General features: G+C 59.2%; 23 protein-coding genes and 7 pseudogenes. 4 read left to right on the top strand and 26 right to left on the bottom strand.

Going from position 1 to position 23875, the window contains the following annotated elements; translation table 11 throughout:
* Positions 1 to 31 precede the first annotated feature (31 nt).
* From ML_RS06420 to ML_RS06380, 9 genes and pseudogenes are all read right to left on the bottom strand, one after another.
* Positions 32 to 472 carry a DUF2752 domain-containing protein gene (locus tag ML_RS06420; protein ID WP_010908242.1) on the bottom strand — a complete coding sequence of 147 codons (441 nt, stop codon included), beginning with the start codon at positions 470 to 472 and terminating at the stop codon, positions 32 to 34.
* Complete coding sequence (locus tag ML_RS06415; RefSeq protein ID WP_041323823.1) at positions 462 to 851, bottom strand: NINE protein; 390 nt, start codon at positions 849 to 851, stop codon at positions 462 to 464. The genes ML_RS06420 and ML_RS06415 overlap by 11 nt, the downstream gene beginning before the upstream one ends.
* Positions 852 to 1023: 172 nt before the next feature.
* Positions 1024 to 1245, bottom strand: coding sequence for a hypothetical protein (locus ML_RS06410; RefSeq protein ID WP_231846756.1), 222 nt, complete (start codon positions 1243 to 1245; stop codon positions 1024 to 1026).
* Between the two features lie 32 nt (positions 1246 to 1277).
* A pseudogene (gene lgt / locus ML_RS06405) lies at positions 1278 to 2240 on the bottom strand (prolipoprotein diacylglyceryl transferase); the annotation flags it as partial.
* Between the two features lie 5 nt (positions 2241 to 2245).
* Positions 2246 to 3058 carry a tryptophan synthase subunit alpha gene (trpA, locus tag ML_RS06400; RefSeq protein WP_010908239.1) on the bottom strand — a complete coding sequence of 271 codons (813 nt, stop codon included), beginning with the start codon at positions 3056 to 3058 and terminating at the stop codon, positions 2246 to 2248.
* Positions 3055 to 4308 (bottom strand): tryptophan synthase subunit beta, encoded by a 1254-nt coding sequence (gene trpB, locus ML_RS06395; protein WP_010908238.1) that lies wholly within the window; start codon positions 4306 to 4308, stop codon positions 3055 to 3057. The genes trpA and trpB overlap by 4 nt, the downstream gene beginning before the upstream one ends.
* Before the next feature lie 63 nt (positions 4309 to 4371).
* Positions 4372 to 5190, bottom strand: a complete 819-nt coding sequence (gene trpC / locus ML_RS06390; protein WP_010908237.1) for an indole-3-glycerol phosphate synthase TrpC — start codon at positions 5188 to 5190, stop codon at positions 4372 to 4374.
* 112 nt (positions 5191 to 5302) lie between these two features.
* Positions 5303 to 5962, bottom strand: a pseudogene (locus ML_RS06385) (TIGR02234 family membrane protein); the annotation flags it as partial.
* Entirely contained in the window at positions 5962 to 7551 is a 1590-nt protein-coding gene (locus tag ML_RS06380) for an anthranilate synthase component I (RefSeq protein WP_010908235.1), read from the bottom strand. The gene ML_RS06380 and the pseudogene ML_RS06385, both read right to left, overlap by 1 nt.
* Positions 7552 to 7659: 108 nt before the next feature.
* Here ML_RS06380 and ML_RS06375 point away from each other — a divergent pair.
* Positions 7660 to 8124, top strand: a pseudogene (locus ML_RS06375) (peroxiredoxin).
* A 31-nt stretch (positions 8125 to 8155) separates the two neighbouring features.
* Here ML_RS06375 and ML_RS06370 read toward each other — a convergent pair.
* The 11 genes and pseudogenes from ML_RS06370 to hisD all read right to left on the bottom strand — a co-directional run bounded on the left by ML_RS06370 (position 8156) and on the right by hisD (position 17372).
* On the bottom strand, positions 8156 to 9250 hold the full coding sequence (locus ML_RS06370; protein WP_010908234.1) for a calcium:cation antiporter: 1095 nt from the start codon (positions 9248 to 9250) through the stop codon (positions 8156 to 8158).
* A 273-nt stretch (positions 9251 to 9523) separates the two neighbouring features.
* On the bottom strand, positions 9524 to 9667 hold the full coding sequence (locus ML_RS06365) for a hypothetical protein (protein ID WP_156517098.1): 144 nt from the start codon (positions 9665 to 9667) through the stop codon (positions 9524 to 9526).
* 622 nt (positions 9668 to 10289) lie between these two features.
* Complete coding sequence (locus tag ML_RS06360; protein WP_164920144.1) at positions 10290 to 10496, bottom strand: hypothetical protein; 207 nt, start codon at positions 10494 to 10496, stop codon at positions 10290 to 10292.
* A 487-nt stretch (positions 10497 to 10983) separates the two neighbouring features.
* Positions 10984 to 11331, bottom strand: a complete 348-nt coding sequence (gene hisI / locus ML_RS06355) for a phosphoribosyl-AMP cyclohydrolase (protein ID WP_010908233.1) — start codon at positions 11329 to 11331, stop codon at positions 10984 to 10986.
* A complete protein-coding gene (gene hisF / locus ML_RS06350; protein ID WP_010908232.1) occupies positions 11328 to 12113 on the bottom strand; it encodes an imidazole glycerol phosphate synthase subunit HisF in 786 nt (261 codons plus the stop codon). Before hisF ends, hisI begins: the two co-directional genes overlap by 4 nt.
* Positions 12100 to 12913, bottom strand: a pseudogene (locus tag ML_RS06345) (inositol monophosphatase family protein). The gene hisF and the pseudogene ML_RS06345 overlap by 14 nt, the downstream one beginning before the upstream one ends.
* Positions 12914 to 12920: 7 nt before the next feature.
* Positions 12921 to 13658, bottom strand: a complete 738-nt coding sequence (priA, locus tag ML_RS06340) for a bifunctional 1-(5-phosphoribosyl)-5-((5-phosphoribosylamino)methylideneamino)imidazole-4-carboxamide isomerase/phosphoribosylanthranilate isomerase PriA (protein ID WP_010908231.1) — start codon at positions 13656 to 13658, stop codon at positions 12921 to 12923.
* A gap of 9 nt (positions 13659 to 13667) precedes the next feature.
* Positions 13668 to 14288, bottom strand: coding sequence for an imidazole glycerol phosphate synthase subunit HisH (gene hisH, locus ML_RS06335; protein ID WP_010908230.1), 621 nt, complete (start codon positions 14286 to 14288; stop codon positions 13668 to 13670).
* Positions 14285 to 14917 carry an imidazoleglycerol-phosphate dehydratase HisB gene (gene hisB / locus ML_RS06330; protein ID WP_010908229.1) on the bottom strand — a complete coding sequence of 211 codons (633 nt, stop codon included), beginning with the start codon at positions 14915 to 14917 and terminating at the stop codon, positions 14285 to 14287. The genes hisH and hisB overlap by 4 nt, the downstream gene beginning before the upstream one ends.
* Complete coding sequence (locus ML_RS06325; RefSeq protein WP_010908228.1) at positions 14914 to 16047, bottom strand: histidinol-phosphate transaminase; 1134 nt, start codon at positions 16045 to 16047, stop codon at positions 14914 to 14916. Before ML_RS06325 ends, hisB begins: the two co-directional genes overlap by 4 nt.
* Positions 16044 to 17372, bottom strand: a complete 1329-nt coding sequence (hisD, locus tag ML_RS06320) for a histidinol dehydrogenase (protein ID WP_111481139.1) — start codon at positions 17370 to 17372, stop codon at positions 16044 to 16046. Before hisD ends, ML_RS06325 begins: the two co-directional genes overlap by 4 nt.
* A gap of 176 nt (positions 17373 to 17548) precedes the next feature.
* Between hisD and ML_RS17960 the strand changes: the two are divergent.
* A pseudogene (locus ML_RS17960) lies at positions 17549 to 17923 on the top strand (nitroreductase family deazaflavin-dependent oxidoreductase).
* Between the two features lie 436 nt (positions 17924 to 18359).
* Here ML_RS17960 and ML_RS06315 read toward each other — a convergent pair.
* From ML_RS06315 to ML_RS06295, 4 genes are all read right to left on the bottom strand, one after another.
* A complete protein-coding gene (locus ML_RS06315; protein WP_145985184.1) occupies positions 18360 to 18644 on the bottom strand; it encodes a hypothetical protein in 285 nt (94 codons plus the stop codon).
* A 786-nt stretch (positions 18645 to 19430) separates the two neighbouring features.
* Entirely contained in the window at positions 19431 to 19922 is a 492-nt protein-coding gene (locus tag ML_RS06305) for a DUF5130 domain-containing protein (protein ID WP_010908226.1), read from the bottom strand.
* A complete protein-coding gene (gene ctaJ / locus ML_RS06300) occupies positions 19873 to 20100 on the bottom strand; it encodes an aa3-type cytochrome oxidase subunit CtaJ (RefSeq protein WP_081439394.1) in 228 nt (75 codons plus the stop codon). Before ctaJ ends, ML_RS06305 begins: the two co-directional genes overlap by 50 nt.
* Positions 20101 to 20336: 236 nt before the next feature.
* Positions 20337 to 20984 (bottom strand): HNH endonuclease, encoded by a 648-nt coding sequence (locus ML_RS06295; protein WP_010908225.1) that lies wholly within the window; start codon positions 20982 to 20984, stop codon positions 20337 to 20339.
* Positions 20985 to 21152: 168 nt separating this feature from the next.
* On the opposite strand from ML_RS06295, the gene glbO reads away from it, so the two are divergent.
* A complete protein-coding gene (gene glbO / locus ML_RS06290) occupies positions 21153 to 21539 on the top strand; it encodes a group 2 truncated hemoglobin GlbO (protein ID WP_010908224.1) in 387 nt (128 codons plus the stop codon).
* Positions 21539 to 22917, top strand: a pseudogene (locus ML_RS06285) (alpha-amylase family glycosyl hydrolase). Before glbO ends, ML_RS06285 begins: the two are co-directional and overlap by 1 nt.
* Before the next feature lie 210 nt (positions 22918 to 23127).
* Here ML_RS06285 and ML_RS17380 read toward each other — a convergent pair.
* Together ML_RS17380 and ML_RS18905 are read right to left on the bottom strand one after the other, a co-directional pair.
* Positions 23128 to 23256 (bottom strand): hypothetical protein, encoded by a 129-nt coding sequence (locus ML_RS17380; RefSeq protein ID WP_269147078.1) that lies wholly within the window; start codon positions 23254 to 23256, stop codon positions 23128 to 23130.
* 302 nt (positions 23257 to 23558) lie between these two features.
* A pseudogene (locus ML_RS18905) lies at positions 23559 to 23875 on the bottom strand (acyl-CoA thioesterase).

Raw genomic sequence — 23875 nt, 5'->3', positions numbered from 1 at the left:
GGACGGCTAACTTGTCCGGCGCACCGCACGGTTACCCGCTGTAAACAGTCGGAACCAACGGGAACCCAGGCACGTTGCGCAACACCGTCCACACGATCGACGCGACCGTGATCGTCAGCAACGCGACTGTCGGCAATACTGACTGGCCAAGGCGGCGACGCAGCACAACCCAGCCGACCAACACTGGGATTCCGACCAACAGAAAAACATTGTCGCTGACGCTGGCTGCCAAATCGCCGTGCAACAGGTCATGCATCAACCGAAGGCCACCACAAAACGGACAATTCCAGCCCGTAAGCAGCTTAAACAGACACAGCGGATACACTAAATCCGCATTGTGCGGGTCGACGAACCCGATATAGCCGAATGCACCGGCCAACAACAACCCCGAACCGGCCACACCGTAAAGACGACGATGTGGGTCCTGCTGACGACGCTGCTGTGCAGCTCGCGAGACCTGGTTAAGTTCCATCGCGCAACAGACGACCCGACAGGTCCCTGACTTTGTCGGTGGATATCAACAGCGCGTCGGCAATAACCCAGATGACCACGCCAAGTCCGCACGTGAAAATGCCTAACAGCAACTGCGCGATACCCAGCTCAATGTAGCCAAGGTAAATGCGGCCGATATCCAAGATGCCGATTAAGCCAAGAAGCTGCAACAGACCCGCAACGGTCTTCGATTTGCCGAAAAGCAGCTGCCCGGTAACCGGATACCGACCCCAGGGTGCGGCCGGATCGAGGTAGCCCCCAGCCCCCGGGTATTGCGGATACGACGGCAGATACCCAGATGGATAGCCCGGCGGTGGCGATCCAGACCTTGCCGGATCGGACCACGACTGATCAGTCACATTTTCAGCATGCCAGATCCACTGGGATACCGACCCAGCCACCGCAACGTGCATCCGGCAACTACCGAACCGAACGCAACAGCCGGTTTCCTCAACCGGACAGTCCAGCGCTGCCGCGCTAACCCATCATCACTAGCCGAGATTCCCCGCCCCTGTTCAACTACGGATTCTTCTAGCTCGGCATCGACCGGTGCCATTGTGTCTGACTCGACGTCAGTGACGACGACCATGTCTCTTCAACCAATTCCTTAACCCCCTCCGCTTTGGACCGGTGTTCCCAATCCTCGGCGTCGGTGTCGGATTCGGCACCGATAGTCGACGCTTCCTCCTCGGTGAATTGCTCAACCTTGTCTTCGACGGGCTCACACTTGGCGCTCTGCATCAGATTCAACAACTTCAGCAGATTCAATTCGTTTCTGCAAACTCTTCGTCGGCAGAAACTGGCACCGCCGTTGTTGTAGCGTAGGTTGAAGCCACAGTCGCGCGCTCAGTCGCTGACTCGGGTTCTGGAATTTCTCTTGCTACATATTCAGCACGACAAAGGTTTTCAGGCTCTTCGCGCCCTTTCGGCGCCAGAATGATATAAACCACTGCCCCGATGAACACGAAAGTCGATGTGAACGAATTGATCCGGATTCCAGCGATGTGTGTGGCCGCGTCGTCACGCAACAGCTCGACGCAGAACCGTCCGATGCAATAGGCGGCGACATAGGTTGCAAACAGTCGGCCGTGGCCCAGTGTGAACCATCGGTCCACGTAGATCAACGCGAAGAATACTAGAACGTTCCAGATCAATTCGTAAAGAAATGTCGGCTGTACGACGAACGCCAATTGTCCAGTCGAAACACCATCGAGTGAATGTGGGTCCATGTATCCCGCGGGATCTCGACGGTAGAAGACCTCCAAGCCCCACGGCATCGTGGTTTCTCGTCCGTAAAGTTCCTGATTGAAATAATTTCCTAACCGGCCGATTGCCTGCGCCAAAATGATCCCCGGAGCTAGCGCGTCACCGAATGCCGGCAACGGAATTCGGTGACGTCGACAACCAAGCCACGCGCCCACGCAGCCGAGAGCCACAGCGCCCCAGATACCCAAACCACCGTCCCAGATTCGCAGAGCCGCGCCGAGCCCGGCACCGTTTTGCCCGAAGTAGGTCCGCCAATCAGTGGCCAGGTGATAGAGTCTGCCACCAACCAATCCGAAAGGTACAGCCCACAGCGCGATGTCATAGGTCACGTCGCGCTCACCGCCTCGAGCCTCCCAGCACCGGCCGCCGACCACTAGCGCAGCGACGATACCGAGGATGATGAGCAGCGCGTACGCTCGAATCGGCAGCGGACCAAGGTGCCAGACCCCACGCGGTGGGCTGGGAAAATATCCAGGCAACATCCTCGTCACATGAACGTCCTTTGGCGCACGCCGGCGGCGAGTTCCTCGGCAAGAGCACGCAATCGAGGCAAACCGTCACCCAGCGCCGACACCAACGCGGAACCAACAATGACACCGTCGGCGTAGCCGCCGATCTGCGCGGCCTGCTCTCGTGATCGCACCCCCAGGCCGACCCCGACCGCAATGTCAGATACTGCCTTCACCCTGGCCACCAGTTCTGGCACAACCTGCGACACCGCGTCACGCGCCCCGGTCACACCCATCACAGACACCGCATAAACAAATCCACGTGATGCCCCGACCGTGGTCACCAACCGGTGCGGCGTCGATGATGGAGCCACTAGAAAAATGCGATCCAACCGATGCTTCTCGGATGCCGCGATCCATTGGCGTGCTTCGTCGGGAATAAGGTCGGGAGTGACCAGACCGTGTCCTCCAGCTGACTCCAGATCCCGCGCAAACGCACAAACCCCATAGCGCAACACAGGATTCCAGTACGTCATCACCACGGCGCGTCCGCCAGCTTGGCTGATCGCCTCGACCGCGGCTAGAGTATCGCGGACTCGTACTCCTCCACGAAGCGCAACCTCGGTGGCCCTCGCGATGGTTGGACCGTCCATACCGGGATCCGAATAAGGAACGCCAACTTCAATGATGTCACAGCCGGATTCGACGAGTTCTATCATCGCGTCCACCGAAGTAGGCACATCAGGGTAACCGGTGGGCAAGTAACCAATCAATGCCGCGCGATTGTCCGCACGACACGAATCGAAAACCGGCCCAAGCCTACTTGTTTCGCTCTGTTCCAGAACCATCATCTGGTACCCAGCAGGCCGAACCACTTAGCAGCTGCCTCGATATCCTTATCGCCGCGACCCGAAAGGTTCACCACTATGACCGCACCCTTGCCTATTTCAGAAGCCAACTTGAGGGCACCGGCTACAGCATGCGCGGACTCGAGGGCCGGTAAAATACCTTCGGTGCGACACAGTAAACGAAACGCCTCTATCGCCTCAGAATCAGTAATGGGCTGGTATTCGGCGCGTCCGGTTTCCCTGAGCCACGCGTGTTCGGGGCCAACCCCCGGATAGTCCAGACCTGCTGCGATTGAATGGGACTCGATGGTCTGACCGTCCTCGTCCTGCAGCAAGTAGGAGAACGTTCCCTGGAACGCTCCGGGCAAGCCGCCGGTCAATGTCGCTGCATGCCTGCCAGTCTCGACGCCATCGCCAGCTGCCTCGAACCCGACCAGCCGTACACCCGGATCATCGAGGAACGCGTGGAAGATCCCGATAGCGTTGGACCCTCCGCCGATGCACGCCGTAACCGCGTCCGGTAGCCTGCCCGCCTGATACTGGATTTGCCGACGTGTCTCGAGACCGATGACGCGCTGTAAGTCACGCACCATAGTCGGAAAAGGATGCGGTCCCGAAGCAGTCCCGAAGCAGTAGTAAGTGTTATCTGCATTAGTAACCCAATCCCGGAACGCGTCGTTGATGGCGTCCTTGAGCGTTCGCGAGCCAGTCTCGACCGATACGACCTCGGCACCCAGCAACCGCATCCGCGCCACGTTGAGTGCCTGCCTAGCAGTGTCAAGGGCACCCATGTAGATCACACAATCCAGGCCGAACAGCGCACACGCCGTCGCTGTGGCCACTCCATGCTGACCGGCACCCGTCTCAGCAATCACTCGCGTCTTGCCCATTCGCTGGGCCAGCAATGTCTGACCAAGGACATTGTTGATCTTGTGAGAACCAGTGTGGTTCAAGTCTTCCCGCTTGAGAAAGATGCGCACCGAGCCAGCGTATTCGCTAAGCCGAGTAGCTTCATATAGCGGCGACGGCCGGCCAGCGTAGTTTGCTTGCAACTTGTCCAGCAGGTCCAGGAAGTCCTGATTAACGCGTTCCTTCTCGTAAGCGGCGGTGACCTCCTCGATCACCGCCATCAGCGCTTCGGGGACGTAGCGACCACCATAACCATCGGGGCCACCAAAATGCCCACCCGAATCGGGGTCGTGGCAAGTGGGTTCGGAGATGGCCACGCTAAAACAGGATAGATTCGGCATCACCGGAACTCAACGGGCAGTCGGCTGATAGCGTTCAATGTTTCACCACTGCATCTTGTCGAATGACTAGCGAGCCGGTTTTGGGCATGACGGGTGGGTACCCGCGGTGACCAGATCGGCAACCGCTGCCCGCGGGTCACCACTTTTCACCAGGCCTTCGCCGACCAACACGGCGTCCGCTCCCGCACCAGCGTAAGCCAACAGATCCGCGGGGCCACGTACACCGGATTCGGCGATCCTGATCACGTTACTCGGCAACCCAGGAGCAATTCGCGAGAAGCAATCCCGGTCCACTTCCAACGTCATTAAATCGCGAGCGTTTACACCTATCACCTTGGCCCCTGCCTTTAGGGCCCGGTCCGCTTCCTGTTCCGTGCGGACTTCAACGAGAGCAATCATACCAAGTGATTCGGTGCGGTCCAGCATAGACATCAACGCCGATTGGTCCAACGCAGCAACGATCAACAACAACATATCGGCACCGTGCGCGCGCGCCTCATGGATCTGATATGGCTGCACCACAAAGTCTTTGCGCAACACCGGTACTGAAACCGCGGCGCGCACTGCATCGAGATCGTCGAGTGAACCGTTAAAGCGACGTTCCTCGGTCAAAACGCTGATGATCCGAGCACCGCCGTCCTCGTAGGCCTGGGCCAGCTTTGCCGGATCAGCGATGGTGGCCAATGAGCCCACCGATGGACTGGCGCGCTTGACCTCGGCGATAACACCAATACCGGGCTCACGTAAAGCGGCCATAGCGTCCAGCGGTGCTGGTGCGGCCGCGGCGGCGGCTTTGATTTCGGACAGGCTGATGCAGGCTTCGCGTGCGGCAACGTCGGCCCGGACTCCCTTTAGAATGGAGTCAAGCACAGTTGCCGGACACATGCGTGTCGTTTCCTTTCCCGCTTGTCACCCACCGACCGGCTACCGAACCGGTACACCCGCCGATTTCGACGACGTTCATGAAGGGTAGCGACCGTCGACACGCGGTCCACCACCGCCCCTCGGTGTCCGGCTCGCGGAGTCGGTCCGTCGGGTCTCGGTCTTCGTCAAGCGCATCCCAGATCATCCGCTCTGACATCTGCGAGATCGCCGTCGCGGCACCGTCGCGCCGCGCGATCGAACGACGTTGCGCTGGAACCACGTATTTCGATGTGCCCTGGCGGGCGGATCCGATGACGGAAGCCGACCGCATCAATAAAACAGCAGCAATGAGGGTGCACCCAGAAGCTGCTACCGCAGCCCCTGCGCCCAGATGGTGCCGTTGGCTACCTACCAGCGACAACAACGAGACGTGCGCCAGGACAGCTCCGCGCACCGTTACATCCGGCAGCACCCACAGGCTGACACCCAAATAGCCGACCAGGAAGCTAGCCACTGCCAGCAGCCCTGCCAACACCCGCAACGGCCAACCGCGCACTGCGATCGCTGCGACAGTCGCGGCCAGCATGAGCAGCGCTAACGGCAGCAGCACCGCCGACCATGACGCTCCGGAAAGAGCCACCTCCTTTGGAGGACCCAACCCGTCGAACGACCGAATAACGACCCACGGCAGCCGGGCCGCCATCCACAATGCGCCAGCAGCAACCACCAGCAACAACTGCGCTATTTGAATCGTCAGCCGGCCGGCCCGGGCGCTCTTGATATCAGGAGCCATCACAGCCTCCCTTGATTGCCCGCCTCGCCCCTGGCCGCCACGCGGCCAGGGGCGAGGGCAACACCGAAGTCCAAAGAGGTCAACGTCTCGGCGGCGGCGATCGCGTTCAACACCGCTCGAGCCTTGTTACTCGCCTCGATGTATTCGTAGGGCCCGTTGGAGTCGGCCACTACCCCACCGCCGGCTTGGACATACGCGATGCCGTCACGCATCAGCGCTGTACGGATTGCTATCGCGAAGTCAGCGTTACCAGCGAAGTCGAGGTAACCGACCACGCCACCATAAAGGCCGCGGCGCGTCTTCTCCACTTCCTCGATTAGCTCCATGGACCGCACCTTCGGGGCACCCGACAGCGTGCCGGCAGGGAAGCAGGCGGTCACCGCGTCCAGGGCGGTGCGGCCTTCACCGAGCAGCCCGGTCACCGTAGACACCATGTGCATTACGTGACTGTAACGTTCAACGTGGCTGTAATCCTCGACACGTACGGTGCCTGGCGTACAGACCCGACCAAGGTCGTTGCGACCGAGATCGACAAGCATTAAGTGCTCTGCTCGTTCCTTCTCGTCGGCGAGCAACTCTTTTTCCAGTAGCTGATCCTCTTCTTCGGTCTGGCCTCGCCAGCGAGTTCCAGCGATCGGATGCGTCGTCACCCGACCGTCCTTGACGGTCACCAACGCCTCCGGGCTGGATCCAACGATCGAAAAGCCAGTTGCTCCATCGCTATTAGGCACATGCAGCAGATACATGTAAGGGCTAGGGTTGGTGACCCGCAGCATGCGATAGACATCGATCGGATCGACATCGGTATCCACCTCGAAGCGCTGCGAGGGCACCACTTGAAAGGCCTCACCGGCCGCGATCTGGTCGACGAGGTGGTCGACGATCGCACCGTATTCCTCGATGGTGCATTGCGCTCGGCGCCGAGGGTCGGGCCGGCTGAACGTGGCAATGGTCGATGGCAGCGGCTGGCCCAGTGCTGCGGTCATTACGTCCAAGCGCGCGATCGCATCGTCGTAGGCCTGATCTACCCGCTCATCGGTACCGTTCCAGTTCACAGCGTTGGCAATCAGGGTGATCGTGCCCTCGTGGTGGTCAACGGCCGCTACATCGGTGGCCAACAGCAGCAGCATATCGGGCAACTGCAAATCATTTAAGGCCAGTTCAGGCAGGCGCTCCAGGCGCCGCACCATGTCGTAGGCGAAGAAGCCCACCATACCACTCGATAGCGGTGGCAACCCGGGCATTGCCGCGGTGGCAAGTAGCTCGAGCGTGGCCTGCAGGACATGCAGGGGGTCACCGCCAGTGGGCGCGTCCTGCGGTACAGTGCCCAGCCACACCGCTTCGCCGTCACGAATTGTCAAAGCCGATGGGGCACCCACGCCAATGAACGACCACTGCGACCAGGATCTGCCGTTCTCGGCCGACTCTAGCAGGAAGGTGCTCGGACGATTGGCGGCGAGCTTCCGGTATGCCGATAGCGGCGTTTCGCTATCGGCCAAGACTTTGCGGGTCACTGGAACCACCCGATGATCGACAGCTAGCTGGCGAAAGTCCTCACGTGACGTGGTGGCGGCGAGGTGGGCGTGCACCGATTCATCCTTCCAGATGGGCTTATCACGTCCGAACGCCCCTAAACTACCGTTCTACATGGCGTGCCGATGTGCAGACGTAAGCGCGGGCGATTGAGTGTGGCAGCCATGAAGACCGATGACACCGCGACTGACTTCGCACTTCCCGATCAAACCGGAACACTGCATAAACTCAGTGCGCTGCTTGCCGGCGGGCCCGTAGTTCCGTTCTTTTATCCGGCGGCGTGACACCTGGCTACACCAAGGAAACGTGCTATTGCCACGACTTGGCGAAAGAATTCGTCGCGGTCGGGGCTGGCAGGGTCGACATAAGCACCGATATTGTTTCAAAAGCAAGTCAAGTCCGCCAACATCCAGAATTCTTTCCCCCCTGTTGTCGGACACCAACAGCAGGGTGGCCACCCAATATTCGGCGTTAAGCGCGGTCTGCTTGACAAGCTAATTCCGGTTAAACGCATAACCTTTGTCGTCGACACCGACCGAAAGTTGCTCAATGTGATCTCTAGCGAATTAAGCATGGACACCCATGCCGACAAGGCGCTAGAGACGCTGCGGGCCAGATCGACCGATTAATTATTCAAACTCGTCGATAGTAACTGCCTTTTTACGGGATGATCGCCAAAAACACGAAAGCGGCAAGCAATACTAGATGCACCTCACCCTGGAGGCGAGTAGCCCGCCCAGGCACCACGGTCAGCACGCTGATTACGACGGTCAGAGCCAACAACACCAACTGGGTCGCGCCCAGGCCGAGTATCAACGGTCCGGTAAGCCAGATGGAAGCCAGCGCGATGGCCGGAATAGTCAGCCCAATGCTGGCCATAGCCGAGCCGTAGGCCAGGTTCAGGCTGGTCTGGATGCGACCCCGACGCGCCGCACGCACCGCCGCAAGTGTTTCTGGTAACAGCACCAGCGTGGCGATCACTACACCAACGAATGGCTGGGGGAAGCCAACTGCTGTCACCAAGTGCTCGATTGCCGACGACTGCAGTTCGGCCAGACCCACCACCGCGATCAGCGCAACAAGCAGCAATGCGAGGCTGATCAGCGCAGACCGTGCGCTGGGCGGATCGGCATGGCTTTCATCCTCTTCGAACAGGCCTTTTTGGCCCTTCTGTGCGACAGGCAAAAAAAAGTCGCGATGCCGGATAGTTTGTGTGAATACAAAAAGCAGATAAAGTCCTAGCGAAGCGACGGCAGCGAAGGCCAGCTGGCCAGGTGAGAACTCATTGCCACGGTGACTAGTAGTGAAAGTGGGCAGCACCAGGCTTAACGTCGCCAACGTGGTGAGCGTGGCCAGCGCGGCCCCGCTGCCGTGGGCGTTAAACAACGTCACACCGTAGCGTCGGGAACCCAGTAGCAGCGAAAAACCCGCAATCCCGTTAGTGGTGATCATTAGTGCGGCGAACGCGGTATCCCTGGCCAGGGTCCATGATTCGTTCTCACCAGAGGCCATGAGCGTGACGATGAGAGCCACCTCGATGACCGTCACCGCTGCAGCGAGCACCAGCGACCCAAACGGCTCACCAACCCGGTGCGCGACAACCTCCGCATGATGGACCGCGGCCAGCACAGCGCCGGTCAGCAACGCCGCCTGTAACGCGGTCACGACTGGACCGATCTCTCTTCCCCAGGTCAATGCCAGCACGGCCAGAGCAAACAGAGGTACCAGTGCGGTCCAGGCTATCCGTTTCAACATCGCCCGCCATTCTCACCAAAGTCATCTGCCGGCTCCCCAGCGGGGCGAACACGGAACCACTATGACCAGCGCCGCTCTACCGCGATTACCTGCCGCTCTCCCGCGATTGCCCTGGAGTGCCGCCCATAGCCCTCAATAGCATGTTCACATGCCGCAAAGCGACGGCCCAACAGACAGAGGACAGGTGTTCACCGGATAGAGCTTCGCAAGACCGCGGTTCGCACCCGGGCCGGTGAAATATGTGTCTGGTGTATCTAGGCGCAGGATTCGAGGCTAACACGCCACGATGCCGTCAAAATCTTGCCCAGCGACCTGAACAGGAACCTCTAATTTAATCAACGCTTCAACCAGGAAGCCGACATGACCGCGAGCGTGTACGATGAGCACATCGTTGGGATCCACGAGCACGGCAAGCACCAGGAACAACTGTGGATCTCAATGGACTTGTGTGGAAGGAACCGATGCCGCAAAATTGTTACGTAGCCAATACTCATCCGGAATGCTGCGAGCAAACGTAGTCGAAGTAATTTCAGTCGTTGGTGAAGCGCTTGATTACACTCATGCACGCGGATTTCTTCATTGTAACGTCACGCCGGCCAACTATGATCGCGCTGGGCGATGCTAGTCGGCTACGGCAGGTACCCTGATCGGCCGATTTCGGTATCGTCCACGAGCTGGTCAAGATTAGCGGCCTAACCGCGACAAACATGTTTTTAGTGGGCAGCATCGCGCCTACTGCGCGTCCGAGCAACTATTTTAGAGTGAAAATCTCGGCACAAGAACTAAACTGAACATACACGCGGTTGCACGGCATCTAACCTACTGACCGAGTCGGCCACGTTCCAGCACTCCAACCCGGCGATGATTATGAGCCAGCACCTGTTGGCACCACCTCCGCTACCCAGTGAGCGGCGACCCGAATGAGCATAACTTGAACGCCGTCACTACCAAAGTGGGCATTACCTAAAGTGCTGGCCCAAAACCCGACACATGTTATCCGACGTGCGCGGACGTCACGTCCGCACTGGCCGGCCAACCGCTAACCACCCCGGCCGGCGAGGTGGACGCCACCGAAAATCATCGTCGAACCGACATCGGTCATCGCGAAGCCTACTGCGGTAGCCGACGAAAAATGCGCGCTAGCCGGCTGGAACCGACGATACTGATTGCGGTGGTGGCCACTGCCACGTAAATTGCGGTGACTGCGGTCGTAGGTAACCGGATGAGCGGCGCCCGCGCCCATCAACAGGCCGTCGGCAACCCTCCGGCTGCGGTGACTCCGCCGAACAGCGACACTGCAACACTCCTCAATCAACGCCGGCGATTAAGTTAACCAGCCAAGTCACCGATCAATCAGATGTACTCAATCCGGTCAGACACCTGACCGTAGACAGAGCAATAACCAAACTCTACAACGGACGCGGCACCCGCTTATGGAGAGAGTATGCCAAAAATTTTGGCGGCTTCAAGCCAGTCAAGTGGACCTAGGACACCACACAAGCCAACGGCTTTACCAGACACCAACTCCATTCTGGCTATCGCCACAGACGAATCATCCTTCTCCTTCCGAGTACCCTCGGCTGTAACGCTTGGAAAAGTATTGAATTTCAAGATTCTTCGACGCTATAGAATACAGCCAGCCGTTTTTCCGACACGAACGGACCCACGCGGCGATAGCCGCGGACAACGGATTGAGATACCGCGCCTTGCTAGAGGCATGGGTGAGGCGCCGACTAGTCCTGAGGGGCTAATAACATTGCGGAATCAAAGCAACTGTGAGCGCCGGTATGGCAGGCTCCACCGACCTGGTCGACCGTCAACAGCACGGTGTCGCCGTCGCAATCCAGGCGCACCGAGTGAACATGCTGCGTGTTGCCGGAGGTCGATCCCTTGATCCACTGCTCGGCCCGGGATCGCGAATAATAATTCGCCTCACGGGTTTCCAGGGTGCGAGCCAGTGCTTGGTCGTCCATCCAAGCGACCATTAGCACGTCTCCGCTGGAGCGCTCCTGTACGACGGCGGTGAATAAACCTTCGGCGTTGCGCTTGAGGCGTACAGCAATGTCTGGGTCGAGTGTCATCGCACCGCGATCCCTGCTGCGGCCATAGCGTCTTTCACCTGCCCGATCGTTAGCTCTCGGAAATGAAAGACACTGGCCGCCAAAACCGCATCAGCACCGGCAGTAACCGCTGGCACGAAGTGTTCGATTGCCCCGGCGCCGCCGCTAGCTATGACCGGCACCGTGACCGCGGCACGAACAGCCCGCAACATCGCCAAGTCGAACCCGGCTTTAGTGCCGTCGGCGTCCATCGAGTTCAGCAGGATTTCTCCCACCCCAAGGTCGGCCCCACGGGCCGCCCACTCAACAGCGTCAATACCGGTGCCGCGGTAACCGCCATGAGTAGTGGCCTCCCACCCGGACGGTGTTCGCGCTGATCCGGTGGGTACCGTGCGCGCGTCGACAGATAACACGATGCATTGAGAACCGAATTGCCCTGCCATGTCGGCCAATAGCTCGGGACGAGCAATTGCTGCGGTGTTGACCGCAACCTTGTCAGCTCCCGCACGCAGCAACACGTCGACGTCAGCGACCGTACGCACCCCACCGCCGACCATCAACGGGATGAACACCTGCTCGGCGGTGCAGCGCACCACCTCCAGCATGGTGGCCCTGCCCGACGACGACGCAGTCACGTCAAGAAAAGCCAGCTCGTCGGCGCCTTCAGCATCGTAGGCGGCAGCCAACTCCACGAGATCACCCGCATCCCGGAGGTTCTTGAAATTGACCCCTTTAACCACACGCCCACAATAGACGTCCAGGCAAGGAATCACTCGTACCGCAAGACCGTTACCCGAGTACATCTTGGTAATCCTCCGGTTCGCTCATGCCGCAAAGGATCTCGAAGATCTGGCTATGCACGCCGGGTGCCGCATTTACCACACACGACGCCGTGGTTGTCCACAATTCACCAGCCAGATCGGTGACAATACCACCAACAGCCTGAACCAACACGACGCCGGCAGCGTGATACCAGACGTAGCAACCGACACTTACTGCCTCACCAAGAATTCCGTTGGCAACATAGGCAAGATCAGTACCGGTGAAGCCATACGTGTGCAACCGCAAACAGGACCTTCTGAGATTTTCCACCACAGCCAACCGACAGCGTCCGGGGACCCAGCCCCGTGAGCCCGTATTGAACGTAACGACACCGAACAGCACCTTGCTACACTCTCGGGTAGCCAGCGATGGTTGTGAAACACCATTTTTCATCATCGACCCACCCGCGACGGCCGTGTAGCACCCGACGATGAACGGCATCCAGGTCAAGCCCGCCACTGAGTCGTCGTAATGCAGCAGAGCTAACAACATAACGGTCATCGGCGATCCCGCCGCATAGTTGCATGTGCCGTCGATCGGGTCCAATACCCACACTCAAGGTGGGTCCAGGTCCGGACCCTCTAACTCCTCGCCGTGCACGCCGATCTCCGTGATTTCTATCGACACAGCGACGCCCCGCCGTTCGATGGCAATGTTGACCTTCGGTAGCAAAATCGTCGCACTTCTTGCCGGCCGCCGGATCGGTGCGATGGCCAGCCAGGAACGAACTCGCAGCATCAAGGATTGCCGACTCCTCGGCCATCAACGCGTACAGATCCATTGTGGGGCTACATCCGCACCACGGCCAGTGCCTGCGGCAAGGTGAACCGTTCGGCATAGAGGGCTTTGCCCACAATAGCACCCTCGATCCCGCGCTCGGTGAATTTAGCGATAGCACGCAAGTCATCCAGACTGGAAACGCCACCGGACGCGATCACCGGGACGTTGGTGCGATCGGAGACACTTGCCAGCAGGTCAAGGTTGGGACCGTCCAACGTACCGTCCTTAGTGACATCGGTAACAATGAACCGTGAACATCCTTGTCTATCAAGATTTTCTAACACATCCCACAGGTCTCCTCCGTCGGTTTCCCAGCCGCGTCCACGCAGCCGATGCTGGCCGTCGACGATCTGGACGTCCAAACCGACGGCGATCTTGTCACCGTGCTCGGCAATCACCTGTGCGCACCAGTGCGGGTTCTCACATGCGGCCGTACCTAGGTTGACCCGTGCACAGCCGGTAGCTAGCGCAGCATTCAAAGAGTCGTCGTCACGAATACCTCCGGATAGCTCGACCTGCACATCAAGCTTGCCCACCATCTCAGAAAGCAGTTCGCGGTTGGAACCGCGACCAAACGCTGCGTCCAGATCCACTAGGTGAATCCAGTCGGCGCCGTCGCGTTGCCAGCACAACGCGGCGTCCAATGCTGAACCGTAATCGTTTTCGCTACCGGCCTTTCCTTGAACCAGGCGCACGGCGCGCCCCTCGACCACGTCGACAGCCGGTAAAAGTATCAGCGACATCAACAGCATCCTTTAAAGTTCCCCAAGCCAATTGCTCAGCAAGGTTGCTCCAGCGTCCCCACTCTTCTCCGGATGGAACTGGGTGGCAACCAGTGGTCCTTCTTCCACCGCGGCCAAAAACGGTACTTGGTGAGTTGCCCATGTCAGCAGCGCCTTGGATGAGCCTTCCCAACGCTGCGCGGCATAAGAATGCACGAAATAGAACCGCACTCCAGCATCTAGGCCCTTGAACAACGCACTTCCAGAAGCGGAATCGACTACGTTCCAGCCCATATGGGGAACCACCGGGGCGTCGAGCCGGGTCACAACGCCCGGCCACTGCCTACAGCCTGTTGTTTCCACACCGAATTCGACACCGCGGGCGAACAAAATCTGCATGCCGACACAGACCCCTAATACCGGCCGTCCCGCGACGATCCGCTCGGCGATGGTCCGTTCACCCGCGATTTTCCGCAGACCTGCCATGCACGCCTCGAACGCGCCGACACCGGGCACCAGCAACCCGTCAGCGGCGGCGCCTGCAGCTGAGTCAGCCGTAACTTCGACCGCGGCACCAACCCGCTGCAGCGCGCGCTGCACCGACCACAAATTACCCGAACCGTAATCCAGAACTACAACCGATTTACTTCTCACAGGACACCTTTGGTGGACGGCACGCCCGAAAACCGAGGGTCGAATTTGACCGCCTCACTTAACGCGCGCGCGACGGCTTTGTATTGCGCTTCAGTGATGTGATGCGGATCGCGCCCGTACAAGACGCGCACATGCAACGCGATACGGGCATTGGCCGCTAGCGACTCGAACACGTGCCGATTGATGACGGTGGAGTAGGGCACCGAACTTCCGGAAATAATGTTGTGCTGCAGGTGATCAGGTTCCCCGGTGTGCACACAATAAGGACGACCTGATACATCGACTACCGCGTGTACCAGGGTCTCGTCCATCGGGATGAAGGCGTCTCCGAACCTGCGGATGCCCTTCTTGTTTCCCAGCGCCTGCCCAAACGCCTGACCCAGCGCAATCGCGGTGTCCTCGATGGTGTGATGGGCTTCGATCTCCACGTCGCCTTTGGTACACACGGTCAGATCAAAACTAGCGTGGCTGCCCAGCGCAGTCAGCATATGGTCATAGAACGAGACACCGGTATCGATGTGAACCTGCCCGGTGCCGTCCAGGTCGAGTTCAACGACGATATCAGATTCGCTGGTGCGGCGTTCAATACGCGCACGACGCGTTGTTTTCCCTACTTCGGTGTTGGTCACGAGGCTCCTAGTGTGGTGGCTGGGGCCAATTCGGTGGCAGCTATCTCGGAGCTGGCTTTAAGGAACGCGTCGTTCTCTTCGGCCAAACCCGTGGTAGCGCGCAGGTAACCGGGAATACCGACATCGCGGATCAGCACACCGGTGTCCAAATAATGCTGCCAAGCGCCAGCCGCGTCGGAGAAGTGTCCGAATAGCACGAAGTTTGCGTCGCTAGGGATTACACGAAATCCCATGTGGACCAAAGATTTTGTCACCCTTTCTCGTTCGGCGATCAACGCCGCGACACTACCTAGGGTATCATCAGCGTGCCGGAGTGCCGCTCGGGCCGCCGCCTGAGTGACCGATGATAGGTGATACGGCAACCGCACCAGCAACATCGCTTCCACCAGCGCAGGCGTCGCGATCAAATATCCAAGCCTGCCGCCGGCGAAGGCAAATGCCTTACTCGTGGTGCGGGTAACAACGATTTTGGTCGGATACTCACCTACCAGCGCCACTGCGCTGGGACGCGAGGAAAATTCGCCATAAGCCTCGTCGACAATCAAGATCCCCGGCACCACGTCGAGTAGCCTCCGTAAATCAGCCAACGAAATACTCTGCCCAGAAGGGTTATTGGGGCTGGCTATAAACACTACATCGGGCTTGCGGTCAGCGACGGCGGTGACAGCGGCCTCGACATCGAGGCTGAAATCGTCAGCACGAACGGTCTCTAGCCACTCGGTGTGAGTGCCGTCAGCGATTATAGGGTGCATCGAATAGGACGGGACAAAGCCGATCGCACTGCGCCCCGGACCACCGAACGCCTGCAGAAGCTGCTGCAGAATCTCGTTGGAGCCATTGGCAGCCCAAATGTTTTCGACACCAAGCCGGATACCGGTCTGCGCGGTGAGGTAGGAGGCCAAGTCCTGACGCAGTGCCACCGCATCGCGATCAGGGTAGCGATGCAAGTCGACTGCCACCTTTTGCACTGACCGCACCACGTCGTCGACCAACGCCTTGGTGGGTGGGTGCGGGTTCTCGTTGGTGTTCAGTAGCACTGGAACCAGCAATTGCATTGCACCATAAGGTGATTTGCCGCGAAGATTATCGCGCAACGGCAGATCGTCGAGTGTGGGCTCAGGTACATTCATCGCGCGAATCTCCGCCGTACCGCCTCCCCATGCGCCGGCAGGTCTTCGGCTTTGGCCAACGTGATAACGTGTCCGGATATGTCTTTGAGAGCCGTCTTGGTGTAGTTGACAACATGGATGCCACGCAGGAAGGTCTGCACTGACAGGCCGCCGGAATGCCGGGCAAAGCCCGCGGTCGGCAATACGTGGTTGGACCCAGCGCAGTAGTCACCGAGGCTGACCGGTGCCCACGGGCCAACGAAAATAGCTCCTGCACAACGTATTCTGCTCGCGACTCGTGAAGCTTCAGCAGTCTGGATCTCCAGATGTTCAGCTGCGTAGAGATTGACAACTTTGACACCAGCCTCCAGATCGTCGACCAAAATGATAGCTGACTGGCGTCCTCCTAGTGCTGCCACCACCCGTTTCCGATGCACCGTGGTCCGCAGCTGGGCAGCCAATTCGGCGTCGGTGGCATCAGCCAGATCCGTACTTGGGGTCACCAATACACTGGCAGCCATTTCGTCATGTTCGGCCTGGCTGATCATGTCGGCAGCCACATGTGCTGGATCTGCGGTATGGTCGGCGAGGATGGCAATCTCGGTCGGACCGGCCTCGCCGTCGATACCCACCCGAGAGCGACATAACCGCTTGGCGGCAGTGACGTAGATATTGCCTGGCCCGGTGATCATGTCGACCGGTGCCAGCTCGCAATCGTCACTATCGGTGCCTCCGTAAGCAAGCAACGCCACTGCCTGTGCCCCGCCGACGGCCCAGACTTCGTCAACTCCCAGTAGCCGTGCCGCGGCCAGAATCGTCGGATGCGGCAGTCCGTGAAACCGGCCACCGGAAGTGAACTGCGGAGGGCTGGCCACCACCAGGGAATCGACACCCGCGGTCTGTGCCGGCACCACGTTCATCACCACGCTGGACGGGTACACCGCATTGCCGCCGGGTACATAAAGGCCCACCCGCTCAACGGGAACCCACCGTTCGGTGACCGTCGCACCCGGGCCGAGCGCGGTAGTGACGTCGGTGCGGCGCTGGTCGGCATGCACAACGCGGGTCCGCTCGATCATCACCTGCAACGCGTCGCGGACATCGGGGTCCAATCCTGCCAGCGCGGCGTCCAGCGCGGCGTCGGGCACCCGGACAGTCGGGGGCCGCACGCCGTCGAATAACGCCCCGAATTCCAAAGCCGCATCGGCCCCGCACTCGGCGACGGCCTGCACGATCGGCCACACCGTAGGCAGCACAGCCTCCACGTCGGCGCCACCGCGCGGCAGCGTGGCCCGCAACTGGGTAGCCGTCAACTCAGCTCCCCGCAGATCAATGCAGGCTAGCAGGAATGGTGGCGTGATGCTCACAACGACCATTGTCCCAGAGCAGCTCGAGTCGATAGCCGGCCGGTACAGTGCCACTAACAAGCCTGCACCGCGTTTGTCTCCACTTGGCTGACATGGCCGCTCAAGGAACGGCCATGTCAGCCAAGGATCACCCCAAATAATCCCCAGGCGTCCCGATGATCTTCCCGCCCTGGCTCGAGCACCTTCAGATCAAATCCATGAACCCGGCGCTCAACACCAATCGCACCTTACCTGCCGAGAACCATCACTCACCATGGTCGCAAATCCGGCATGCCATACCAGAGCATCGTGACCGCCTACTGCGAAGTCAATGTGTTGGCAATCACGCTGGGTCACGGGAAAAACTGACTGGATCAAAAACGTTCTAGCCGCCAACGAAGCCAACGTGCACTTCACCCGCCGCAACATGCATATCACACCAACACCCAGATTATGTCCGCCAGCTCCGACGGCCCAGACATTCAGCAGTTGCCATGGATTGTGCGCGGCAGCTGTGCCGGACCGGGGTCGTCGTCGGCGACATTGCCTGAGCCGGTGCAAGCCTACCCCCTGGCGAAGACAGTCTTGCTCGTCCATCGTTAGCCAAGCTCATGGGGCATCTTCCTATGCAACCACGTGCTCAACGGCCGGCAACAAAGCTCATACCTCGGCAAGCATGTCCAAAATGCGCGGAATGACGGTGCGCGCATCGACGTGCCCAGGAACAAACCGTACCCACGAGTGTACATCAAGAATAACGGCATCATCTAACACGGGTTGGTAGTAGATCCCGCTATCAGTACAGATGCCGTCCGCCACGTCGCGCGTAACGTCGCGAAATCTGCGGCAATATACAAGGTAGCGGGGTGCCGATCCCAAGACTTGCCCAACTTTACCCGATCGTGTGACATAACTCCGAATTTCTCGGCGGCTGCTAGCCACTGCTGGTCGGTGTCGACATAGTCGACGTGCACCCCAAACGCTGCCTCATAACAACCCGATCAACAGCCGAGTAACCGCCAGGACACAGCGATCGACCCGTTCGGTGCTGGCCAACTCCGCTGCGAGTGGCCCCACAGCTCGCCAACCGTCGAGCATGCTGTGCGACAGCAAAGCAATGGCAGCTAGATAAAGTAAAGGTGTTCTGACATCGGAATTCAGCATCGCCGTCGGCTGTACGGCACGAGCACCAGAGCCGACATAAAGCCGCCGTAATCCAGGCCGGCAATCGAGGCCAGCCATCAACGGCATCAAACCGCATGAACCCGTCAAGCCGCGGCAACATTTGCGGCAGGTTTCGCAGCCTGGTCTAAAAAGGCCCTACCACGTGGTTGCCAACTTGGCCTGAGTGGCGTCAAAAATCGTGCGGTTCCCGGGCTCTGCTGTCTTGTGTCTGTGGCGGTGAGTTGTTCGGTTGGTTTCATAGGTGGTGGGTGAAATGGCTGTTTTTGCGTTTTATGACTGGCCGATATGTTCGGTAGTCGTGGGGGGCAGCCCGGAATCCTGTTGACGTGTTTTGCTGTGTTGCGGGGTTTTTGTTGGTGGGTGGCTGACTGCCTGCTTTCGATGAGGCTTCGTGTGCTTTGCCGCAGTGGACACGATTAGCGCGGCGCACGTAAGCATGTCGGTGGTGGATGCTGCTTGGTCTACATGTTGATGATGCCAGGGGCTGGGCACCTGGGCTGTGCTGAAGGCGATATCGATGCAGGCGTGAGTGTGAGGATAGTTGTTAGCGCCGCGGGGTAGGGGCGTTTTAGTGTGCATGTCATGGCCTTGAGGTGTCGGCGTGGTCAATGTGGCCGCACCTGAACAGGCACGTCCCCGTGCACGGTATAACTATTCGCACCTGATGTTATCCCTTGCACCATTTCTGCCGCTGGTATCGGTGTCGGCGGCTTGTTGACCGGCCCTCAGCCAGCAAGCAGGCATGCCGCCGGGTGCAGCAGTATCGTGTTAGTGAACAGTGCATCGATGATCCGGCCGTCGGCGGCACATACGGCAACCTTCTAGCGCAGATCAACCACCCACACCCCACCAGCCCACCACAACACCACCACCCTAAGACCGGGAAATCCCCGCACTGAGCACGCGGACCGCGCTGATCAGCCCATCGATCAGGTTCCCTTGCTCGAAGGCCGAAGAAGCCGCGGCAACACCCAGTGGTGCTGCCGACTCGGCGCCACGACCCCGGACCTGCGAGCCGTAAACCACCTCGATGGCGCACTGGTTCGGTGAAACGGCGACTAGCACCGCGTCGTCCGGCGTCGGCACCTGGGCTAGGATTTCGCGAGCTAGTGCTGCTGTATCATTGCCCAGGTCACCGAGGTAAACAGCGAACCGGGCGTGAGATGCCCGAGAGCTGTATGTTAGCGCGTCGTCCAGGGCGACGAGGTCTTTGATTGGAAATGGGTAGTGCACTGACCGGTCCCCGGGCTCGGTAACCCCGGAGACCCGTCCGCTGGTGGTGATCACCCACCCCTTGGGTAGCTCAGTTACAACATCACCACGTACCACTGGCGCCACCTCCGACTGTGAACTCTGATGCCCCATAGCCCCCGTGCCCGTCACTGACAACTTCGTCGATGGCAGCCCATAGGATGGGCGGATGCGTCCACCTCTCGCCCAATCTATAGGTCGCGGGATAGGGCCCTTTACGGGACAGGATGGGCACTGCCAGCATGACCACCAGCAACAATGGGATACCAACGAAACAAAGATGGATTTGCAGCATGCTCACGAAGCAAACCTATCCCACCACTAGCGCGACCGGCGCATGTGAAAGCAAATTTTAGACCCAGCCCGGCGGCAATGTGAGCCCGAGCGGTACTTACTTACGTGCGGAAGCCGCTGGCCCCTTCGGAAGCAGATTTGGCCAGCACGGTGAGTGTAAACTCAACACGTTTAAGGTCGCACGCGCGCCACCTAGAGCTAAGACGGACCACTGCGGATGCCGGGAAATCCAGCTTAAGCGGCGCCCCCACCAAGATATCGAGCCCACGCCGGATCCAGTTCTTTGACCGTCGACAATAGCCGCCAGTGTTGACCTGTCGGCAGCACCGGCGTCCGGCGCAGTACCCAGCCAAGTTCGGTAAGCAGCTTGTCACCCTTGCGGTGGTTACATGTCGAACAACACGCAACACAGTTCTCCCAGGAGTGGTCACCACCGCGGCTACGTGGCACCACGTGATCGACGGTATCGGCCTTGGCTCCGCAATAGGCACAGCAAAAGCGGTCCCGATGCATTAGCGCAGCGCGGGTCATCGGGACACGGGCTCGATACGGAACCCGAACATAGGACCGCAGTTGGATCACCGACGGCACCGTGATCGACCTGGTTGCCGAATGGACGACCGGCCCGGCCGGATCCACGTGCACGACGTCGGCCTTGCCGCAGATCACCATAATGATCGCCCGCCGCGTCGGCAATGCGGTGAGCGGCTCGTAGGTGGAATTCAGCAGCAACACCCGCCGGCGATTCCAAATTGATCCGCTCTCATAGCAGGTGGACGGGTGGATATCAACATTGTGCAGGGATGAGGGGTTAGCAGCCCTGATCAGGTTTGCCGCGGCCCCGGAACTGCGATGGCTGCGGCGATTCTTGCGCTGCACCATTAAATCTAAGTCCTCCGCGAAACAGTCCACCATGATTCGCCGCTGACCGCACACCAATCGCTGAGTGTATGCCATGTCGATCTGGTGAACACCAGGAACCACCTATTGGCTTAAGCCCACCTCCGGTTATCACCCAGGCGATACACCACAATGGAAGAGATGGATCAGGTGCAGCAATCTTTCTACGACGCTATCGGCGGGGCCGAGACCTTCAAAGCGATTGTGTCACGCTTTTATGCGCAGGTTCCTGAAGATGAGATACTGCGTGAGTTGTATCCCGCAGACGACCTGGCCGGCGCCGAAGAACGATTGCGCATGTTCCTCGAGCAATACTGGGGTGGTCCGCGAACATACTCCAGTCAACGCGGCCATCCGCGGTTGCGTATGCGTCACGCTCCTTTCCGGATCACTGCCATCGAGCGCGACGCTTGGCTGCGGTGCATGCACACCGCCGTCGCCTCCATCGACTCGCATACCCTCGACAACGAGCATCGACGGGAGTTGCTCGACTATTTGGAGATGGCCGCACACTCCCTCGTGAACTCCGCGTCTTGATGTCGGGCCACGAGACCCAGCCGTGGTGGTCGACCGCGGTGTTCTACCAGTTCTATCCGCAGTCGTTCGCTGACAGCAACGGCTACGGGGTGGGCAGCCTGGACGGTTTCACAACCCGGCAGAGGCACCTGGAATTGCTCGGTATCAAAGCGATTTGGACCCACTCCGTCACTGTCTCACCAATAGCCGACCATAGTTACGACGTCGCCGATCCTCGTGACATCGACCCGTTGTTCGGCAGGCCGGCCTGGAAACGGGTGGACGAACCGGACAGCACCCCCGGCCAGGTGGTATCTGCACCTCTTCGACACCGAGCAGCCCGATTTGAACTGGGACCACCTGAGATGTCTTCGACGACTTCGAGAAAACGCTGCGCTTCTGGCTGGGACACGGCGTGGATGGCTTCCACATCGATGTGGCCGCACGGGATGGCCAAGCCGCCCGGCCTGCCGAACTCACAGGTAAACGAGACCAGGGGTGTTGCACCATACCGACGACAACCGGCGCTTCAACCACCCAAGTGTGCAAGCGATTAACCGCGATATTGGCACGGTCGTCCACGACTATCCTGGCGCGGCGATCATCGGCGAAGTATTAAGTCACCGACAATGCCCGGTGGACCGAATTACCTGCGGTCTGACGAACTACACCTCAGCTTCAATTTCCTCCTGGCGCAGATCATCAACTTCGACGCTGCCGCCATTCACGACGCGGTGCAGAACTCACGTACGGCCACGTAGATCGAAAACGCGATCCCAACCTGGACACTGGCCATCATGACGTAGGTCGGGACGTCACCCGCTATGGGGGCGGCAATAACGGACTGCTCCGAGCGCGGGTCATGGCGATGGTGATGCTTGTCCTACCGAGCGCGGTGTTCATCTATAATGATCAGAAACTGGAGTTGCCCGACGTGGACCTGCATGACGCGGCATTGCAGGACCCGACCTGGGAACGCTCAGGACATACCGACCTTGGCCGCGCCCGGTATTGGGTTCCAATTCCCTGGTAAGGTGTTGCTCCGCATATCGGTTTATCCCCGTCTGTTTGACACCTGGCTGCCAATGCCTACGGCTTGGGTGACGCTGACCTTAGAAAAATAGCGCACCGGACGCCAACTCAACGTTGTCGTTCTTTAGCCAAACGTTGAAATCACACAAGGAGTGAGCCGAATTTGATGGTAGCAAGATAGAGCGGCTGACCGCGCTACGCGATTCGCGGATATTCCGGCCGGTGCGGCGGCAGACTAGTATACACATTTAACGCCAGCGACCGTACGCTGGCGCTGCCAGCAGGAGAATGCATACTTGCCAACACACCACTGATGGGTGACCAATTACTGCCAGATACCGCAGCCTGGTTAGTTTCAGCATACTAACGCAGTGCCTATAGCCGGATGGCCACGATGTCGACCGCATCCGGTGACTGCGGCAGAAAAACCATTGCGAGCGATCAAAGCGAACACACAGCGCATAGATGGCCCCCACACTGACGTCTCTAGAACTGACCTGAATGACCTCCCCTGACCAAGCAGGAAAACCGGCGAACCACGGTAACTGCTGTGCTCCTTAGCGAGCCGCGCGCCACACTACGCCAAATCCAGCATCACCAGGGCCGGTACGTCATGGATGTTGGCGAAGCCAGATTCTGGAGACAACACACCTCGCCAGGCTGAGTCCATCGAGAAAACCAGACTAATATAGCACGAGGCATCCATCGCGGACAGGCTGCACACTCATGCGTTTGCGCCGAAAAACAAATCGCTGGTCTGCACATTGGCAAACTACCACTAGGCGCGGCTAGCAAGTCGAAACCGGTTGCCATCCATACCGTCCGCAATCCGGCACAGTGTACCCGAAGTTTGATAACCGCAGCCTGGTCGAGCCGCACCACACGATCGACGAACGTGGCCAGATCCACTCGATGGGCGGCCCTAATGTCTGGGCCCAACCACAGTCCCCACTCAGTTATCGTTGCCACTGTTGCAGATACCCAATACTCCCGACGATGCGGCAAGAGTCACACCAACCGCTGCTCGTCGATGTGAATACGCAGCCAGCTGCGACTCGAACAATAACAACAGGTTTGGACTCGGGATCAGCATTGACCGAACGCACCTCGTAACCGAGTGGTGAAGTCCATCGCCCGCAACCGCTACACTCATATCGTCACCTGTAATGGTGAATCGGTCCAGTCGCAGCTGACGCTTGTGTATAGTGACCCGGACATCAGCGAACCAGTTAAAGTGATGTCGACGCCAAAACGCTTGTGCGAAAAGAAACACGCGCCTCTTCGATAATCGTGACCATAGTCGCGTAGTTGATGTAATGATACAT

It is taken from the genome of Mycobacterium leprae TN (assembly GCF_000195855.1).
Classification (GTDB): Bacteria; Actinomycetota; Actinomycetes; order Mycobacteriales; family Mycobacteriaceae; genus Mycobacterium; species Mycobacterium leprae.
Note: the sequence above shows the minus strand (reverse complement) of the source record. Positions and strands in the feature narration are given on the sequence as shown.

Coding starts and splice junctions, on each gene's coding strand:
- ML_RS06420 (WP_010908242.1), bottom strand. CDS start 472: ATGGAACTTAACCAGGTCTCGCGAGCTGCACAGCAGCGTCGTCAGCAG.
- trpA (WP_010908239.1), bottom strand. CDS start 3,058: ATGATGGTTCTGGAACAGAGCGAAACAAGTAGGCTTGGGCCGGTTTTC.
- trpC (WP_010908237.1), bottom strand. CDS start 5,190: ATGTGTCCGGCAACTGTGCTTGACTCCATTCTAAAGGGAGTCCGGGCC.
- ML_RS06370 (WP_010908234.1), bottom strand. CDS start 9,250: ATGTTGAAACGGATAGCCTGGACCGCACTGGTACCTCTGTTTGCTCTG.
- hisI (WP_010908233.1), bottom strand. CDS start 11,331: ATGACACTCGACCCAGACATTGCTGTACGCCTCAAGCGCAACGCCGAA.
- hisF (WP_010908232.1), bottom strand. CDS start 12,113: ATGTACTCGGGTAACGGTCTTGCGGTACGAGTGATTCCTTGCCTGGAC.
- ML_RS06325 (WP_010908228.1), bottom strand. CDS start 16,047: ATGAATGTACCTGAGCCCACACTCGACGATCTGCCGTTGCGCGATAAT.
- ML_RS06305 (WP_010908226.1), bottom strand. CDS start 19,922: ATGGGGCATCAGAGTTCACAGTCGGAGGTGGCGCCAGTGGTACGTGGT.
- ML_RS06295 (WP_010908225.1), bottom strand. CDS start 20,984: ATGGTGCAGCGCAAGAATCGCCGCAGCCATCGCAGTTCCGGGGCCGCG.
- ML_RS17380 (WP_269147078.1), bottom strand. CDS start 23,256: ATGGATGCCTCGTGCTATATTAGTCTGGTTTTCTCGATGGACTCAGCC.